21 protein-coding genes are annotated in these 17,773 nt (G+C 36.9%); 18 read left to right on the top strand and 3 right to left on the bottom strand.

Annotation, left to right across the window (positions count from 1 at the left end; all coding sequences use genetic code 11):
- Positions 1-84: 84 nt before the first annotated feature.
- The 8 genes from RBB56_RS04100 (at position 85) to RBB56_RS04065 (ending at position 7,159) form a co-directional block, all read left to right on the top strand.
- Complete coding sequence (locus RBB56_RS04100; protein WP_306721132.1) at positions 85-1,194, top strand: hypothetical protein; 1,110 nt, start codon at positions 85-87, stop codon at positions 1,192-1,194.
- Between the two features lie 120 nt (positions 1,195-1,314).
- On the top strand, positions 1,315-1,995 hold the full coding sequence (locus RBB56_RS04095; RefSeq protein ID WP_306721131.1) for an SDR family oxidoreductase: 681 nt from the start codon (positions 1,315-1,317) through the stop codon (positions 1,993-1,995).
- A 238-nt stretch (positions 1,996-2,233) separates the two neighbouring features.
- Entirely contained in the window at positions 2,234-3,757 is a 1,524-nt protein-coding gene (locus tag RBB56_RS04090) for a Y-family DNA polymerase (protein WP_306721130.1), read from the top strand.
- Positions 3,754-4,170 (top strand): hypothetical protein, encoded by a 417-nt coding sequence (locus tag RBB56_RS04085; protein WP_306721129.1) that lies wholly within the window; start codon positions 3,754-3,756, stop codon positions 4,168-4,170. The genes RBB56_RS04090 and RBB56_RS04085 overlap by 4 nt, the downstream gene beginning before the upstream one ends.
- Before the next feature lie 104 nt (positions 4,171-4,274).
- On the top strand, positions 4,275-4,865 hold the full coding sequence (locus tag RBB56_RS04080; protein ID WP_306721128.1) for a TetR/AcrR family transcriptional regulator: 591 nt from the start codon (positions 4,275-4,277) through the stop codon (positions 4,863-4,865).
- Positions 4,866-4,923: 58 nt separating this feature from the next.
- Positions 4,924-5,769 carry an ABC transporter ATP-binding protein gene (locus tag RBB56_RS04075; RefSeq protein WP_306721127.1) on the top strand — a complete coding sequence of 282 codons (846 nt, stop codon included), beginning with the start codon at positions 4,924-4,926 and terminating at the stop codon, positions 5,767-5,769.
- On the top strand, positions 5,766-6,446 hold the full coding sequence (locus RBB56_RS04070; RefSeq protein ID WP_306721126.1) for a fluoroquinolone export ABC transporter permease subunit: 681 nt from the start codon (positions 5,766-5,768) through the stop codon (positions 6,444-6,446). Before RBB56_RS04075 ends, RBB56_RS04070 begins: the two co-directional genes overlap by 4 nt.
- Positions 6,443-7,159 carry an ABC transporter permease gene (locus RBB56_RS04065; RefSeq protein WP_306721125.1) on the top strand — a complete coding sequence of 239 codons (717 nt, stop codon included), beginning with the start codon at positions 6,443-6,445 and terminating at the stop codon, positions 7,157-7,159. Before RBB56_RS04070 ends, RBB56_RS04065 begins: the two co-directional genes overlap by 4 nt.
- An 86-nt stretch (positions 7,160-7,245) precedes the next feature.
- On the opposite strand, the gene RBB56_RS04060 is transcribed toward RBB56_RS04065, so the two are convergent.
- The 3 genes from RBB56_RS04060 to RBB56_RS18480 all read right to left on the bottom strand — a co-directional run bounded on the left by RBB56_RS04060 (position 7,246) and on the right by RBB56_RS18480 (position 7,910).
- Positions 7,246-7,491, bottom strand: coding sequence for a hypothetical protein (locus tag RBB56_RS04060; RefSeq protein WP_306721124.1), 246 nt, complete (start codon positions 7,489-7,491; stop codon positions 7,246-7,248).
- A gap of 25 nt (positions 7,492-7,516) precedes the next feature.
- A complete protein-coding gene (locus tag RBB56_RS04055; RefSeq protein WP_306721123.1) occupies positions 7,517-7,669 on the bottom strand; it encodes a hypothetical protein in 153 nt (50 codons plus the stop codon).
- A gap of 151 nt (positions 7,670-7,820) precedes the next feature.
- Complete coding sequence (locus RBB56_RS18480) at positions 7,821-7,910, bottom strand: DUF6774 domain-containing protein (RefSeq protein ID WP_306721122.1); 90 nt, start codon at positions 7,908-7,910, stop codon at positions 7,821-7,823.
- On the opposite strand from RBB56_RS18480, the gene RBB56_RS04045 reads away from it, so the two are divergent.
- From RBB56_RS04045 to RBB56_RS04000, 10 genes are all read left to right on the top strand, one after another.
- Positions 7,909-8,037, top strand: a complete 129-nt coding sequence (locus tag RBB56_RS04045) for a hypothetical protein (RefSeq protein ID WP_306721121.1) — start codon at positions 7,909-7,911, stop codon at positions 8,035-8,037. The two genes, RBB56_RS18480 and RBB56_RS04045, sit on opposite strands and share 2 nt — an antisense overlap.
- A 91-nt stretch (positions 8,038-8,128) precedes the next feature.
- A complete protein-coding gene (locus tag RBB56_RS04040) occupies positions 8,129-8,749 on the top strand; it encodes a TetR/AcrR family transcriptional regulator (protein WP_306721120.1) in 621 nt (206 codons plus the stop codon).
- Between the two features lie 32 nt (positions 8,750-8,781).
- Entirely contained in the window at positions 8,782-9,723 is a 942-nt protein-coding gene (locus RBB56_RS04035; protein ID WP_306721119.1) for an alpha/beta fold hydrolase, read from the top strand.
- Positions 9,724-10,135: 412 nt separating this feature from the next.
- The gene (locus tag RBB56_RS04030; protein ID WP_306721118.1) at positions 10,136-11,059 is read left to right on the top strand and encodes an alpha/beta hydrolase; all 924 of its coding nucleotides are present in this window, start codon (positions 10,136-10,138) and stop codon (positions 11,057-11,059) included.
- A gap of 224 nt (positions 11,060-11,283) precedes the next feature.
- Positions 11,284-11,913: a nitroreductase family protein gene (locus RBB56_RS04025; RefSeq protein ID WP_306721117.1), complete on the top strand. Its 630-nt coding sequence runs from the start codon at positions 11,284-11,286 to the stop codon at positions 11,911-11,913.
- 293 nt (positions 11,914-12,206) lie between these two features.
- Positions 12,207-12,380, top strand: a complete 174-nt coding sequence (locus tag RBB56_RS04020; RefSeq protein WP_306721116.1) for a hypothetical protein — start codon at positions 12,207-12,209, stop codon at positions 12,378-12,380.
- A gap of 189 nt (positions 12,381-12,569) precedes the next feature.
- Positions 12,570-13,046: a helix-turn-helix domain-containing protein gene (locus RBB56_RS04015; RefSeq protein WP_306721115.1), complete on the top strand. Its 477-nt coding sequence runs from the start codon at positions 12,570-12,572 to the stop codon at positions 13,044-13,046.
- Between the two features lie 7 nt (positions 13,047-13,053).
- Positions 13,054-14,304, top strand: a complete 1,251-nt coding sequence (locus RBB56_RS04010; protein WP_306721114.1) for an acyltransferase family protein — start codon at positions 13,054-13,056, stop codon at positions 14,302-14,304.
- Between the two features lie 12 nt (positions 14,305-14,316).
- Positions 14,317-16,467 carry an acyltransferase family protein gene (locus RBB56_RS04005; RefSeq protein WP_306721113.1) on the top strand — a complete coding sequence of 717 codons (2,151 nt, stop codon included), beginning with the start codon at positions 14,317-14,319 and terminating at the stop codon, positions 16,465-16,467.
- A 270-nt stretch (positions 16,468-16,737) separates the two neighbouring features.
- Positions 16,738-17,763, top strand: a complete 1,026-nt coding sequence (locus RBB56_RS04000; protein ID WP_306721112.1) for an ArsR/SmtB family transcription factor — start codon at positions 16,738-16,740, stop codon at positions 17,761-17,763.
- The last annotated feature ends 10 nt before the right edge of the window (positions 17,764-17,773 follow it).

The raw sequence follows: 17,773 nt of genomic DNA, 5'->3' as shown, positions 1-17,773 counted from the left end.
TACCTTCATTGTTATAATAGGACTATGGCGTTATCTTTTTTTATTACTAGTGCCTTTAGTGCAGCGAAAGGAAGGAAACTTGTTATGAACAGTGAGTATATCATCAGTAAATGGGCGATGGTACGCCGCAATGAATTGGTTGATGTACCGGAAGTGTTTGAAGTACATGAAGATTTTTTACATATTATGGATATTGAAGAATTTGAAGCGGCCTTCCAACAGGTGCATGATATATTTTATCAAATATATACCGATATATCATATCATCCGGAACGCTTTGGGTTCCCATTATACAAACATAATGAATATAATTATTTTTCCAAAGAGGCACGGGAAACAAGGTCCAAGCCATGGGATATATTTCATTTCATGCTGTATATGTTTGAGTGCGCTGAGTTTAAAAATAACATATGTATTATCGATGCGGAAAAACTTAGGGCAATCAACAAGGTGAAAAAAATCACTTTTTTAATAGAAGCTTTAACTGATTATGGATTTATATTTATAGGTCTTAAAGATAATAAGATCACACCATCTTTAAAGTATTTCGAGGTGGATTATCCAGATAACCGCAACGTATTGCTAATTCTTTCTCTAGCGGCAAAAAAAGTTATGACTACCCAGCTGAAAGGTGTAAAAAATCATTTTTCTCCCGCCGTGGTATTTAGAAACGGTTTTATAAGTTGGAATTATAAGATTTTCAAGGATGATTTAACGCATTGCAATTTAGCCGAAGGAATTTATTATGTGTCTGATAAGCTGCACAAAAAAGAAGAACAAGACTTTGTTGAAATGATGGACAAAATTCTGATGGATAAAGGTTTTAGTACAGACAAGGCTGATAATCATGAAGGGCCAAGTATAAGATATTATGACAAAAGGTCAAATGCAACCTATCAGTTTGCCATTACCTCATTTGAGGGAGATTTGATGTTAGAATTGCGTATACGGAATGCGGAAAAATGCATGGAATATCTGAAAGGCTGCTCTGACAGGATAGTGGAAATTTTTAGGCAAACCGATAAAGGCTGTCAAAACAGAATAAATGGTACTTGTAAGTACGGCGTGAAATATATATTTGAAGATGAAGAAAAATGGCATTGCGGCTGTTATCGTGCACCGTTTAGGATATCCCCTATCAAGGAAGAAATCCCTCATTATTTAAAGCTAGTGGAATTGGGAAACAAACGGTAAATATGGGTTTTTTATTAATGTGATTTTTGGCTGAATACTTAAATATACTCTTGAGAAGGATAAAAAAGAAAAATACTATATCCTGAAAATATGAATATATTTTAGGCAGGAGGAAAATGAATGGATCAACATTATGAATATATCGGTATGAAAAAGCAGGAAGTAAACCAGCCAATTGCTTTCCCGTCACAACACCAGAATCCCCCAGGATTTGAACATCTTATGAATCCCCGGCCGATTTTTGACTCTCCGGATTATGTTGGAAGTGGCAAATTGAAAGGAAAGGTAGCTATAATTACAGGCGGCGATAGTGGATTCGGCAGGGCGATTGCGGTAGCCTTTGCAAAAGAAGGTGCAAATCTTACGATTTTATACCTGAATGAGCATGAGGATGCAGAAGAAACTAAAGAATATGTGGAGAAACTTGGTGCAAGCTGCCAGCTTCTGCCCGGAGATTTACGAGATTCGTCCACCTCTGAGTCAGCAGTAGCGCATACTATTAAAACGTATCAACAATTGGATATAGTAGTGAATAATGCAGCGGTACAACCATATACCAGCGATATAATGGATGTATCGGACGAGCAACTGGATAACACATTCCGCACGAATGTCTATCCGCTTTTTTATATGACAAAGGCTGCATTACCTCATTTGAAATATGGCAGTTCTATAATCAGTACAACGTCCAGAGTTGCTTATGAAGTTGCACCGACATATGTTTATTTAGCTTCGAATGATTCGGCATATGTTACCGGACAGATACTCCACGTAAATGGCGGTTTAATTCGTTATTCATAGTCACAAATTTCCAGAAGGGGAGCAGCTGAAAGGCTGCTCCTTAATTTCTATTAAAAACCTAAGGCTAAATTAGGTATGAAAAAATATGAGTTGCCATGTTAGAACTGGAAGTTGCAGGAAATAGTTAGACTCCTATTTACACGAACGAATGTTCTTGCTATAATATATCACATATAGAGAACAAATGTTTTGGTTTCTGAAATAAATAATTTTCTAAGGAGGCAATCGTAGAATAGATATGAAGAACAGGACCTATATTGCAATCGACTTAAAATCTTTCTATGCTTCGGTTGAGTGTAAGGAACGAGGACTTGATCCTCTAACGACTAACCTTGTTGTGGCCGATGCAAGCCGCACGGAAAAGACGATTTGCCTCGCTGTTTCTCCGGCCCTCAAAGCATACGGTATTTCCGGTAGGGCTAGGCTGTTTGAGGTCGTGCAAAAGGTCAAGGAAGTAAATGCGGAACGGCTGCAAAAAGCACCGGGGCGAGTTTTTACAGGCGCCTCCATCGACGACACTGAACTGAAAGCCTCACCGGGTCTCTCCCTGGACTATATTGCAGCTCCTCCGAGAATGGCTCATTATATAGAATACAGCACGCGGATTTATAATACTTACTTGAAGTACATCGCCCCGGAAGACATGCATGTTTATTCCATCGACGAGGTGTTCATGGATGTGACCGATTATCTGGACACCTATAAGTTATCCGCCCGTGAGCTTGCCACGAAAATGATTCAGGATGTTCGGAAAAACATAGGTATTACAGCGACCGCCGGAATCGGAACGAACTTGTACCTTTGTAAAATCGCTATGGATATTCAGGCGAAGTGTATTCCGGTGGATCACAATGGTGTACTAATCGCTGAATTGGACGAAATGAGTTACCGACATTCGATGTGGTCACATCGGCCGCTCACTGATTTTTGGCGTGTTGGAAAAGGATATGCCAAGAAACTGGAGGAACAAGGACTTTTTACCATGGGAGATATTGCGAAATGCTCTCTCGGTAGGCCTAACGATTATTATAACGAAGACTTATTGTACCGGTTATTCGGTATTAATGCAGAATTGTTGATTGACCATGCTTGGGGATGGGAACCGTGTACCATTGCAGATATTAAAGCTTATAAGCCGAGCACAAACAGTATTGGTTCAGGTCAGGTTCTGCAATATGCTTATCCTTTTGGCAAAGCGAAGCTGGTAATACGGGAAATGACGGATTTGCTTGTACTTGATCTTGTGGATAAAAGGCTTGTAACGGATCAGCTTGTTTTGACAGTTGGATATGACATCGAGAATTTATCAGATTTAAATAGAAAGAAATTATATTGTGGGCAGGTTACCATAGATCGTTATGGACGTTCCGTTCCAAAGTCTGCCCATGGTACGGTAAACCTTGGCAGACAGACTTCTTCTACTAAATTGATTATGGAAGCTGTTACAGAGTTGTTTGAGCGCATCGTTGACAAAAATCTTCTGGTACGGAGGGTTAATATCGCAGCCAATCATGTTGTGGATGAGACAAGTATCCAAAAGATGGACAGTTTTGAACAGCTTAATCTCTTCACAGATTATGCCGCGGTACAAGCGAAAAAGGAGGAGGAAGAAGCCGAGCTTGCAAGAGAAAAAAAGGTGCAGAAAGCGATGCTGGAAATAAAAAGAAAATACGGAAAGAATGCCGTGCTGAAGGGGATGAATTTGGAAGAAGGTGCTACGGGAATGCTTCGGAACAAGCAGATTGGAGGACACAGAGCATGATGAGGGAATATGATGACATCATCCAACTACCGCACTATATTTCTAAGACACGGCCTCATATGGCAGCCATTGACCGGGCGGCTCAGTTTTCTCCCTTCGCCGCCTTGACCGGACATGATGCTGCCATCAAAGAAACGGCAAGGCAAACCGATAAGAGAGTGGAATTAGATGAATATTTAAAGGATGCTTTGAGAAATAGGCTGCAAATTATAGCGAATCGGATGAAAGAACATCCTCAAATAGCAATCACCTATTTTCAACCCGATGGAAAGAAGGATGGCGGTACCTATGTTACGGTCATTAATAAGATTAAAAAGATAAGTGAATATGAGCGGAGTATTGTTATGATCGATGGTACCATAATTCCGATTGATGATATAATCAGTATAGAAGGTGAGATATGCTCCTGGTAACGAATTACTGGTTCATGGCTTTTTATAATATTAGCGTTGACAAATTAGCATATGGATGCTATTGTGACTATTAGAAACATATTGGTCAAAAAGGAGAATTAGCTTTGCCAAAAACATATTCTGATGATGAAAGAGCATATATCAAAAAAAGGCTAAAAGAAGAGGCTGCATATTTACTTTCAACCTTTGGAATAAGACGCACAACTGTAGATGAATTGGTGGAGCGCGTTAAAATTCCCAAAGGCACATTTTACTTATTTTATGACTCAAAAGAGCTTTTATTGTTTGAGGTTTTAATAGAGCAGCATGAAATTATTGAGCAGCAAATGCTTGATGAGATTAAGGCATTACACGGGCATGCTACAACTGATGAATTGACGGAGATAATATATAACTCTTTTCTGATTACTGATAAAATAGGCTTATTGCGCCTTATTACCACAGGCGAAATAGAATTGCTGTATCGAAAGTTACCACAAGAAGTTATGCAAAACCATTTTATTCAGGATAGTTCAATGATAAAAAGTATAGGAGAACTCTTACCTCTTTCATCTGATATCAATACCGACCATTTTGCGACCGCTTTTAGAAATCTCTTTATTACGATGGTCTATAAACGTGAAATGGGAGAAGACTTTTTTAACGATGCCTTAAAACTTACCATTAGAGGTTTAGTGTTGCAAATGATCACATAAAAATTTTAGGCTTTTTCTGACTACTAAGAACAAACGAGTCAAATAAGGAGATGGAATTATGCTCACAGTCGAAAACTTATCATTTAGCTATTCAAAAAGGCCCTTTATTGAAAATATGAATTTTCATGTTGACAAGGGAGAAATATTCGGATTTTTAGGCCCATCCGGAGCGGGGAAAACGACCCTGCAAAAAATACTTACCGGTTTAATTACAGGATATAAAGGGAGCGTCAAGTTAGGCGGTATTGAGTGCAAAGAACATGATAACCACTTTTATGAAAATATAGGTGTGGATTTTGAATATTCCACTTTATACGAAAAGTTGACCGCCCGGCAAAATCTCCAATTTTTCAATTCACTATACGCTAAGAAAACAAGGGCGATTGATGAAATGCTTGCAGAAATCGGATTACAGAATGACGCGGACAAAAAGGTGGCCGATTATTCAAAGGGTATGAAGTCAAGATTGAATTTTCTAAAGGCATTGCTCCACGACCCTACTATATTATTCCTCGACGAGCCGACAAGCGGCCTTGACCCCGCTAACAGCAAACTGATGAAAGATATGATTTTACAGCAGAAAGAAAAGGGGAAAACGATATTTTTAACAACACACAATATGACGGACGCAACGGAACTATGCGATAGGGTAGCCTTTATTGTGAACGGCAGCATTAAGGCGTTGGATCGCCCGCACAACCTTATTATGCAAAAAGGGGCGGCGAAAGTTAGGTATACTTATTATGAGGGCCAGGAGAAGACAGGCGAATGTTTGCTCTCCCAAATATCAAAGGATAAGGCATTAATAAATCTGATAGAAGAAAACCGCATATTATCCATTCATAGCAGCGAACCGACTTTGAACGATATTTTTATTGAGGTTACGGGGAGGGCGTTGCAATGAGGTTGGTAAAAATGATACTAGGGGATGTTCGCTTTCAATTTAAATATGGATTTTACTTTATTTACGCAGTGTTTAGTACTTTATATGTTTTCCTGCTTCTCATCTTCCCGGAGACATGGCGGGAAAAAGCAGCAAGTATTATGATTTATTCCGATCCGGCGGCGATGGGGCTTTTATTCATGGGGGCCATTGTACTATTGGAAAAAAGTCAAAGGGTATTGAATGCCCTGGCAGTATCGCCAGTGAAAGTCTCTGAATATATAAAGGCGAAAGCAGTATCGCTTGTATTTATATCCGTGCTTGTATCCTTGGTGCTTGCACTTATGGGAGGACTTAAAAATATCCCGGTAGTTTTAATCACAACGGCGCTGACCTCGATCATCTTCACCTTATTAGGCTTGATTGTAGCAACAAAAATAAGCAGCTTGAACCAATACATAATTGCGACTGTCCCATTGGAGATTATTTGTTTCGTGCCGCCTATCATTTATTTATTCGTGCCAACAGCCATTATGCAGTGGTATCCATTGAACGGAAGCATTGCCTTAATATCAAACAGCAGTCAAGACCCTCTGTATGACATTGCCGTACTCTTAATTGTAATTGTATGCTTATTCATTGTTGCTCAACGTGCAACAGCTAAAATGTGGAGAAGCCTTGGGGGTATCAAGTTATGAATGCAATTCGTATTAGCTTCTTACAAATGCTTCGGCAGATGAAACAGGATGCCATGCTTATGATAATTGCCTTTGTTCCATTTCTTGCCGGAACAGTTTTTCGGTTTATTACTCCTATCATAGAGGATTTACTAACAAGTCATTTAGGCGTGAATGAAATATTAACCCCTTATTATGAATTATTCGACCTTTTCCTTATTATCTTGACGCCCTCTATGCTTAATTACGTTGTTGCTATGGTAATATTGGAAGAAGCGGACGACCATATGATTGCCTACCTGGCCGTAACCCCTTTGAGAAAAACAGGATATTTGCTTTCAAGATTAGGAGTTACAGGGCTTATTTCATTCCCTGTCAGTATTTTTGTATCTGTGCTTTTCCATCTTTCAAATACGGATATGTTGACACTTACGGGAATTGCATTAGCCGGAACTATTCAAGGTATTGTCGTAGCCTTGCTTATTGTGGCCCTATCGACAAATAAGGTCGAGGGAATGGCGGTTGGGAAAATGGCTACCCTTTTTAGTTTAGGCGCACTGGTACCATATTTTGTGGCCGGAAAAGCGCAATATTTTGTAGCGATATTGCCGTCATTTTGGATGGCAAAAACAATGCAGTCTAACAATTATTTTTCGTTGATCATCTCGATTTTATTGGCGGTGGTTTGGATGGTATTATTGTCTGAAAAGTTCATAAAGAAAGTGACGGGATAGTTAAGAAAACCGCAATCCTCTGTAAAAAGGGACTGCGGTTTTCAATTGCGGTTTTAATTTTAACATAAAAGTTATAAAATTTGTTTCTAAAGTTCTTTCCAACCTGATAGCCAAGTTTTATCGTTTGCAATAGCAGTTACTACGTCCTCTCCTGATTTGAAATCATCGAAGGTTCCATTGTTAATTTCGCTGATAGCCTTACTTAGCAGATTTTCATAATAAGCTTCAGGTGTCAATTCGGTCGTGGTTTGGTGAAAATGCTGCTGGGACTCAGAAGAGGCTATTCGTGCATATTCATTTTTTACTTGGGCGATGAGTTTATCACGATTCATATAATATACTCCTTTGTATAAAAGTTTATTTTTTATCGTTACCTGGTTTATGGCGGCTGCCGGACTGCTTTTTGGCATTTCTGCTTTCTCCGTCTAACGCACTTTCAGCCATAGTAGGCCCGCCATGTGATTTTTTCTTACGAATTGCTTTGGGGTCAATTTGTGAATCTTTTGCCATAACTATTCTCCTTAAAATTAATACCGTTATTATCTGCATGTAGAAGGATATTATTCAAAGTTGCATTTGGCAGGTTGAAATAGGTTGTCCGAGGGCTGCTATAGAAGTTACAAATGTAGTATGTAGATGCTGTACCATTTAAAGCAATATATTATTCCGAATCGCTCGGACTGCAAATCTCATCATGAGTAAGAATTGTGGATAGCGTATCCCCGAGTTGTGAAAAAATAACTGAGAGCATGGCAACGTCCTCTTTGCTGTATGATTTGGAGATTGCACAGGCGACGGAGGAAATAAAAGTAACTAATTCACAGGAATTCATAAAAATCACCTCTGCTATATGGTATGAATTGACAGGAATATCGTGATAAACTTTGCGGTAGTCCTCTTGACAATTAGAGCGATGCTCAGCATAATATAATTGAGCGCTGCTCAAATCTACGTACAAGGGAGGTTGACATGAAAAAATCCACAAAGGCTACAGAAGTCAAAGAGCGCATTATTGATGTGACGATTGCTTTAATACAAACAAGCAATGGCAATGCCGCTGAAATTACAACCCGTGATATTGCAGAAAAAGCGGGGGTCGGCAACGGACTTATCAACTATCATTTTCAAACGAAAGAAAATCTCATTGCCATCTGTGTGCAGCGGATTATTGGGCAAGTGGTTGATGGCTTCAAGCCAAACGTTGGCCATATGCAAAACCCACAAGAACGCATGACCTATACAGCATCACAAGTATTCGAGTTTTTATTTGCTAACCCTGCTATTTCTCGCATTTCGATACTTGGGGATTTATCAGACCAATCAGATGAAAGCAACACGGTAAAAAGTCAAAAAAGCATCTGTGATGTTTTGGGAGATAGTATGAGCCAAGCCGATAAAAATCTTTTTTCCTTTGTACTTGTTACTGCTATACAAGCCGCATTTTTAGCGAATCAACACGGCGGTGCGATGATTGGGTATCTGATGGATACCGCCGAATCTCGCAAGACGTTTATTGTAAAGCTGGTTAATATGCTACTTAATGGCGTTAATACAGAATCGCCTGCGGAGGTATCGAAAACCTATGAATAAGAAAATAGTAATTGAACAACGGGGGTTAAAAAATGCAAAAATCCATTAGAAAGGTGTGGTATAAACGTATGTGGGTATACATCGGGGGCGGCATCTTGCTTGCCCTTGCAATATATTTGATTGTCCAAGGAATACGGTGCGGCATAGCGGTCAAAGATGGCGAGAAACGCCTTGCTACATATAACGCAGTGACTGCTGACTTAAGCTATGGGGATATGACCTATATTGATACTATCCCCGATGACGTCACAGATGATGCTAAAGTCATTCTATCCATGCATGGTATATTTGGTGGTTATGACCAAGGCTATGACACCTGTAAGGATTTTAGCAATGATTATAGAATTCTTGCCCCATCACGCTTTGGATATTTGGGCAGTGATGTAATGGGTGGTGGAACACCATCAGAACAAGCTGCAGCTTATGTAGAGTTGCTAGATAGCTTGGGGATTGACAAGGTATATCCTCTTGCGACCTCCGCCGGAGGAACAGCGGCAATTCGATTTACATTGGATTATCCCGAACGGACGGAAGGACTAATCTTATATTGCTCTGCCATGCCATATGTAGAAAAGCCGGAAAAATATATGGAGTACGCCGGGCCACCCGCCTTTTTGTGCAATGACTACACCATGTTTCTAATCAGTCCACTGTTTGACCCCATCATGGGCATGGAGCCGTCTACAATTTACAGTATGCTCCCCTGCGGTGACAGAAAAAACGGTGTGGTGTTGGATGCTTCCGTTACCAACCCCGATATGGCAAGAAATTTTGACAGCTATCCGATTGAATCTTTACAGGTTCCAACGCTTATTCTCCATGCAAAGGATGATAAAATGGCAAATTATTTAGACACAGAAAAGGCTGTGCCACGCTTTCCAAACTGTACTTTTATTTCCTTTGAAAGCGGTGGGCATTTGATGGCAGGACATGACGAAGAAATTAAAAAAGCGGTAGCTGATTTTATGAAGTGAATTGGTTCATATGAATTAGCTGTATTATGACAAAGAGAATACAGAAATGGAGGTAGTCATATGGCCAAAATGAGAACGAATTTAATTCAGAATACTGCAATGTGAAATATGTTGAAAAGGATAATGCGGTACTGCTTGTATGGAAAAAATTCTGCTGCTTTGAGGACGAAAAAGCAGATGTGTGCTGAATATCCGGTATAGAACGGTTTGCCCGATGAAATTTAGACAGGGAGGTGATTAATGAATACGGTGAATGTTTTAAAGAATCTTATGACGCTTACTCACACATCAGTAATGAAAGAGTATTTGCTGTGAACCCCGTTTTTATATAAAAATGGGTATATGAGAATAGAAGGCCCTTTATTGAGATTCTTGATTTTACCCATCCGCATTAAACATGGAGGACAAATAAATGTATAAAAAAGACGATGTATGGCGGAAAGTACAGGATTATCTTCCGTTAGACAATAGACTATGTTCAGATACAGAACCAGAAGAAATATTCTTGCATTTAAAAGATGGAAATCGGATACATTTAGATATTTATTCCTTACTGAACCCTAAAGGTATCATCATTCTTTTTCATGGAGTTGGGGGAAATGGGCGGCTACTTTCCTTTTTGGCTGTTCCACTTTTTAAAAGTGGATATAAAGTGATTTGCCCAGATATGCCTTTATATGGGTATAGTGAATACACAGGCACAGTTAACTATGATATGTGGGTGAAGGATGGACTTGAAATAACAGAGTATTATGCTAAAGAAAAGCTCCCTATGTTTCTATTTGGCCTTAGTGCAGGCGGAATGTTAGCTTATCAGGTCGCCTGTCAAGCGCCCTCAATACGGGGTGTGTTAGCAACATGTATTTTGGATCAAAGATTGGAAACTGTAAGAGAAAAAACTGCGTCAAATCCGTATCTTGTACGTTTCGGACTTCCTATTGCAGCAAGTATCAAAAAGTGGTTTTCTAATATTCGCATCCCTATAAAATGGGTTGCAAACATGAAAGCGATAGTAAACAATAAAGAGTTAGCAAAGCTACTTATGAGTGATAAGAAATCATCCGGTGCAAAAATTTCTCTGGACTTTTTATATACCATGCTTCATCCTAATGTGATAATAGAGCCGAGAGATTTTAATATCCCTTTTTGCCTTCTTCATCCAGAGAATGATTTATGGACTTCTGTATCCTTAAGCCGCCTGTTTTACGATAAAATTGAATGTGAGAAAGAAATACACATGCTTAAAGATGCAGGACATTTTCCTATCGAAGAGCAAGGCTTAAAAACCCTTCAAGAAAAGAGCTTGGCATTTATTGAAAAACACTTGTATGACTAATTATATACACTGTAGAAATACTCCGGGGCAAAGTTAGTCAAAGATCCGTGATTTCTACATGATAGCAGCCATCTAATCAGTATGTAACAGGTGTTGATGTTGACATTATCAGAGCTGAACCAGAGGCTTAAATCCTTGGGATACTTTTTAGCCTATTTGACTTACTAAAAATACATGATGGATTTATATTACTCAGATTAATAAGAATATAATGAGGTAGCATTATGAGGGATTTTTATGATGTAGTTAATTCAAGACGAACAATTAGAGATTTTGAAAACGAGCCTATAGATGATGCGGTTATTGAAAGAATTATTTCAGCAGGAATGAAAGCACCTACAAATGACCACATGAGAGATTGGCATTTCATTGTTATTAAGGATAAGTATACTGTTGCTAAATTAATCAATAAAATACCAGAGCAAATATCTGATGATGATATTAATGCCATATTACGAGACTGGAACTTAAATGATAATTGTCAGCAAAATGCCTACAAAGATGCAATTCCAAAACAGTATCAAATGTTAGCAGAGGCAGCTTGTGTGATTGTTCCATTGTTTAAACAAAAGACGAATATATTGCATCCAGAAAATCTTTCTCACTTGAATGGCTATGCGTCCATTTGGTGTTGTATTGAGAATATGTTTCTAGCAATAACTGCTGAGGGATATGCATCTGTTTTGCGTATTCCTTTAGGAGATGAGGGAGATTGGGCAAGAAAAGTTTTAAATTTCCCAGAGGACTACCTTATGCCGTGCTTTATAGCTGTGGGAAAAGCAAGTGCAAATGCTTCATATGTGGAGCAAAAAGAATACTTTATAACTGAAAGAATACACAAGAATGTTTGGTAGGTTGTGGATGTGACAAATCCCAATTTATTGTGGTATTCATGCTACTATGTCTATCAGCTGCATATTTTTTTCACTGCCACGCCAAGGTTTTCAGGGTGAAATACATCTATCAGGATATATGCCAGTTATTTTAAGAGCGAACTTAAGTATGAGGATCAGAATTTATGAGAATAAATAATGGTGTTAGATGCATGTAATCATTTTGTTTATATTATTCGGCTAAATAATGAGTAAATTTATATTTTCTGCAGATGATAATTGAGTAAAAGTTGTTAGGTAAGGATGGTGAATTTATGGCTAAAGCAGGTATGAAAAGACCGGATCCAAAGGAGCCGCATGGAACAGAAAGTAACAAAAAGATGAAAATAAAAAAGAATGAAGCGGGACCTGTTCCGGAGATTCAGGGCAAGGCAAAAGCAGGGCATAATAAGGCAAATAATATGCAGGATAATAAGCAAGACAAATAAAAAATAAAGGAATTATTGACAGCTCACATGATTTGATGAACAATCAAAATATGTGAGCTGTTTTTCATGTAATAGGAGGCACGTAGCTTGCAGAAATAAAAATTACCGTAAAAATTCTAATTCTACTGATGGTCGATAGCTTTTTAAGTAGGGTTAGATAGAATAAACATAGATAGAAAGGAGAAATCCATGGATAAAGACAAATTTGGGAAATTTGTCACCAACCGAAGAAAAGAAAAAAATATGACCCAGAAAGAACTGGCAGAGATATTGTATGTGACCGATAAGGCAGTTTCAAAATGGGAAAGAGGACTTAGCTTTCCTGATATTTCAATTTTAGAGCCGTTAGCCGATGCTTTGGATATAACGGTAATGGAATTGTTAAAGGGAGAATGTATTGAGGAAGATCGTTGTATATCGACGGAAGATGCCAGGCAGCTCATTCATGATTCCATTGCAATTTCAGATGCGGAAATATCCAGAAAGCATACAAAAAGCAAGTATATTATGATTTTTTGTATTGTATGCCTTATGCTTCTTATCTCTATTATACTAAATATTATTTCCTTTACAACGGTACCGGAAACGGTACAGGATAACCGGAAGTTCGATGAGCAACAAGATTACTTTTACATAAATGAGCCGGAATTCGAAGAAAGGGAGTGAATGGAGTATGAAAAAGACAGAAGTGATTACTGCGTTTTTTATGTTTATAGTGTGGTGCATTTTCTTAAGGGTATCTGGCTTTATTGAAGTGCAGAAAATATCGGAAAATGAAATAGTAGGCTGGGTGCTTCTCGCATTGCTTATGCTGCTGTTGTTTTATGGAGCAAAAAAAGCTCCGGCAGGAGATTATACGAAAGAGATGTTTTGTTTGAAAAAAAGCAAGGCATTTCAGGGATTTTTAGCAGTTTGTGTTATCCTGCACCATATGTATATCGTATTATCGTCTAAACTAGGTTATAAAGGTGTGTTGAGCATATTTGAAAATTCAGGGGTTATTATTGTAGGATTTTTTTTCTTTGCGTCAGGTTATGGTCTTATTACAAGCTTATATCAAAAGGAAGATTATTTAAAAGGCTTTATAAAAAAGCGAGTATTCACCGTATTGGTTCCTTTTTTTATTTGTAATTACGCCTATATGGTGACGATGCTTCTGATGGGAAGAAAATATGCAATGAGTGATTTGCTGTACGCCTTTATCGGAGTGAAGCTTTTAAATTCTCAAATGTGGTTTGCCGTGGAAATTATGTTTTTGTATTTTCTGTTTTATTTTATCTTTCGTTTTATCAAGCGGGAAAAAATGGCTTATACGATTATGGGAGTTTGCATCGTGGCCATGATGGCCGGCAGCTTGTTGCTGGGACATGATTTGACGACCGATGAAATCGCCAACTGGTTCAGGGGAGAATGGTGGTATAATACGACATTCGTATTTTTTATGGGCTTGCTAGCTGCTCGTTTTAAAGAAAAATTGCTGCCATGGATTAAAAAAAGGTATTATTTATGCTTGAGTATGCTTCTTGTTCTCAGTTCGTTTTTTGGATTTATGTCAAAAAGATTGCTTGAAGAAAAAGGCTATTGGATTGAAAATATGTTTTATAAAGGATATGCGGAAAAAATTGAAACATTGGCTTTTCAGCTCCCCATGGTCGTGTGTTCTGTTGCGGTAATTTTATTGCTTATGATGAAAATTACGTTCTATAACAAAGTATTGGATTTTTTAGGCAGGCTTTCGCTTGAAGTCATACTAATTAACAATGTATTCATCATAGTTCTTTTGAAACTTGCCGTTGTAAATGAAGCCTTATATATTATAGCGGTGTTTGTTACAACAATATTAGCCGCCATGGCTATCTATAAAATAAAATTATGGGTATTGGACAAAAAGGATTATTGGGGTAGAAAATATTATAATAAATAGGAGGGGATAGGGATGTCACTTGGAATATTTATGATCTTACTTTTGGTATTATTGCTTATTGGAGCAAGAGGGAAAACGAAAAAGGAATTTTTTGAAGATGCCTTTTCGCTGTCTGTTATGAAGGGGCTGCAGGGATTTTGTGCGGCTGGCATCATACTACATCATTTAGCGCAAGCTATTACCCAAAATGGCAAGATCGATAGGGGAGTACTGAATCTCATGTGCGATATAGGTGTCTTTTTTGTGGGCGTGTTCTTCTTTTGCTCGGGTTATGGAGTGTATACAAGTCTAAAAACAAAACAGGATTATTTAAAAGGCTTTCTCCCTAAAAGGTTGTCAACGATTTTAGTGCCGTTTTATACAGGAAATACTATATTTGTTTTGACTGCCATATTGTTTGGGGAAACATTTACAACAACAGAATTAATCAGTGCTCTTACGGGATGGATTTTATTAAACACACAGCTTTGGTTTATTGTGGAAATTTTTATTTTATATATTATCTTTTACATTCTTTTTAAAGGTTTAAAAAATGAAAAGGCCGCTTATCTTTTGATGGGAGTATTTATTATTGCTCTTATGATAGTAAGTTTGTTTCTTGGACACGATTTCCAGACCAAAAGCGGTGGTGCATGGTTGAAAGGTGAGTGGTGGTATAATTGTATCTTTTTATTTTTTATTGGGATGACATTCGCCAGATACTATGATGCTCTGATTGTAAATATTAAAAAGATTTATTGGGTATGGCTGTCGATCGGTCTGATAGGAAGCGGTGTTTTCTATGCATTAACACAACATATGTTAAAAACAAAAGGTTATTGGGCAGAATGGGACGGCCATCCGGGGTATTTAGAAAAAATACAGACGTTGTCATGTCAGCTTCCGATGATTATTTTTATGGTCGTAACATTTTTCTTAGTTACGATGAAACTTCAATTTAAAAATAATTTACTTTCTTTTTTGGGAAAAATTGCATTTGAGCTTTATATTATTCATAACTTATTTATCATAAACCTAAGAGATCAAATAAAAATCAAAGATGATTTTATTTACATAATATCTGTATACGTATTATCCATTTCATTGGCAGTCCTGCTTCATGCATTTGACCAAAAGGTTATTGCCCTTATTTTGGGCAAAAAACCGGACGGAGGAAGCGGAGAGGGTATAGAAGAACAAAAAAAAACTAAATTAGGAAGCCAAAGAGAATATTTTATTGATTGTATGAGGCTCTTAATGACCTTCTTTGTAGTGTTTATTCATTCTCCGTTTGGAGGAAAGGCAGGGGAAGTTTTCTTTTGCTTTGGGAAGATGGCAGTTCCCTTTTTTATTGTAATAAGCGGTTATTTTTGTTTTTCCGATCAAACAGAGATTTTTAAGAAAAGAATCAAGAAACAAGCAGAGCGTATTTTCATGCTCTGTGTGGGCGCTAATTTTTTATATGTATATTTATATTTAATCGGAAATAAGCTGGGAATCATCTCTGTGGGGATTTACAGGAAGGTCGATGACACAAGTCTTGTAAACCTATTGCTTTATAATCAGTCGCCCGTAGCAGATCATCTTTGGTTTTTGGGTTCTTTGTTTTACGCTCTTGTGCTGATGCTGGTACTGACAAAGCTTAAGTTCTATAAAAATATCTTATTTTTTGCGCCGGTATTTTTGAGTATTTATCTTTATCTTTCTTACTATGGAGGAGGGGATTTCATAAAATACAGGAATGTGTTCCTTGTAACATTGCCTTATTTTATGATGGGGTGTTTGATTCGCAGATATAAACAAAAAATCTGGGAAAAAATTAAGCCGGGCATATTAATTAGTGCGGCGGCGGCCTTTAGTGTGTTTGTTGTGGCTGAGTATTTCATGCGGAAAAATACCGGAGTGCCATACTTAAGTATTGAGGTGCTCATATACCTTGTTGTTCTTGTTTGTCTATATTATCCTAACGTAGGAAGTAAGGGAATTGTTTGGTGGCTGGGTTCTAGGTGTACGTTATATATATATATTTTACATATGGGTGTATTATGGTTTCTCTGGTTTGTATATACAAGCTTTACAAAAGCTCATCCTCCGGTAGTTACAATAACTGCATTTGTGCTTCCGCTGTTGTTTTCGGTCTTTATAGAAAAAATAAAGCAGCATGATTTCATGAAATTAGCATAAGATTCCCCTGGGATGATGACAAGGTTTATACATCATAATGCCATATATCTATATGATATTAAGGTAATTTAGAATAATTATATTTACTAATATTTGAGTATAGTTGTTGGATATTTCTCCAATAACTATACTTTTTAATTTAAGTATATTATATATTCATCTAATTTACTTGGAATATTGATTAGATAAATAATTGATTTATTATTGACAATATTATATATCTATATTATGATTATATAAGATAAGTGTCTAATATAAGGAGTTGATAGTATGAATTTAATTATTAATAAGGAATTTAATGATCTATACGGTATACTTTCTAGTTTTATGATCATCTCAAATTATAATTATTTTAAAAATCAGATGGAAGAAAAATGGAATCTTACTTTAGACGATGAGATGGAAAGAGATATAAGAAAGTTATTGGAGAATCCTATTTTTCGTAAAGGTAAATATTTTGTAGATATGAATATGAAAACTAAGGATATCTTTATAAATCCCACCTGCATATTCAAAAGTAAGGATTTGGATGAATATTTCAAATATTTGGATCAGCAAAGCGAAGATTATTTACGGATCTCAATTTTTGAACAGTTGGAGTTTGAAGAATTAATAAATTATAAGGAAGAATCGTATTTAAATATTGCATTGGAAAAAATAGAGAAAATGTATTTCAATGGAGATGAAAAGTGGTATTTACTTTCGCTTATTAAAGACCCGAAATATTATATAAAAAAGTTCAGTAATTTAATAAAAGAATATTCACCCCTATATGAAGGGCTAAAAAAGAAATATTGGAAAGTCTACAAAGAGTTTGTTCAGTGGATAGATGAAAAACTATCAGAACAGGGAATAGATTTTATTGACGAATATCTAAGCTTTATTAATTTAAAACAAAATGATGAAGTTCACTTAAATTATTCGATCTTTGATCTGATATCATCCTACAATTTTGGAGATAGAAGTATTCATATATTTATTGGATTAATATTTGAAAGATATGTAGAAGAAGAGAAGAATAAAAATGATATAGATAAACATCTAAATATATATAAGGTACTTTCAGATAAAACACGATTTGATATTATTAAAATTCTAATAAAAAATGAAAGCTATGGACAGGAAATTGCTGAACAACTCGGAATAACCACGGCTACTGTTTCTTATCATATGGATTTCCTATTTGGTGCATCCCTAGTGACTATACAGAGGAAAAGTAGAAGACTTTATTACTCAATAAATAAAGAACAAATTAGAAAAGGTATTAGTTTTTTAGAAAAGGAATTAATGCTTTAATCCTTAGGAC

It is taken from the genome of Kineothrix sp. MB12-C1, assembly GCF_030863805.1.
GTDB lineage: Bacteria > Bacillota > Clostridia > Lachnospirales > Lachnospiraceae > Kineothrix.
Note: the sequence above shows the minus strand (reverse complement) of the source record. Positions and strands in the feature narration are given on the sequence as shown.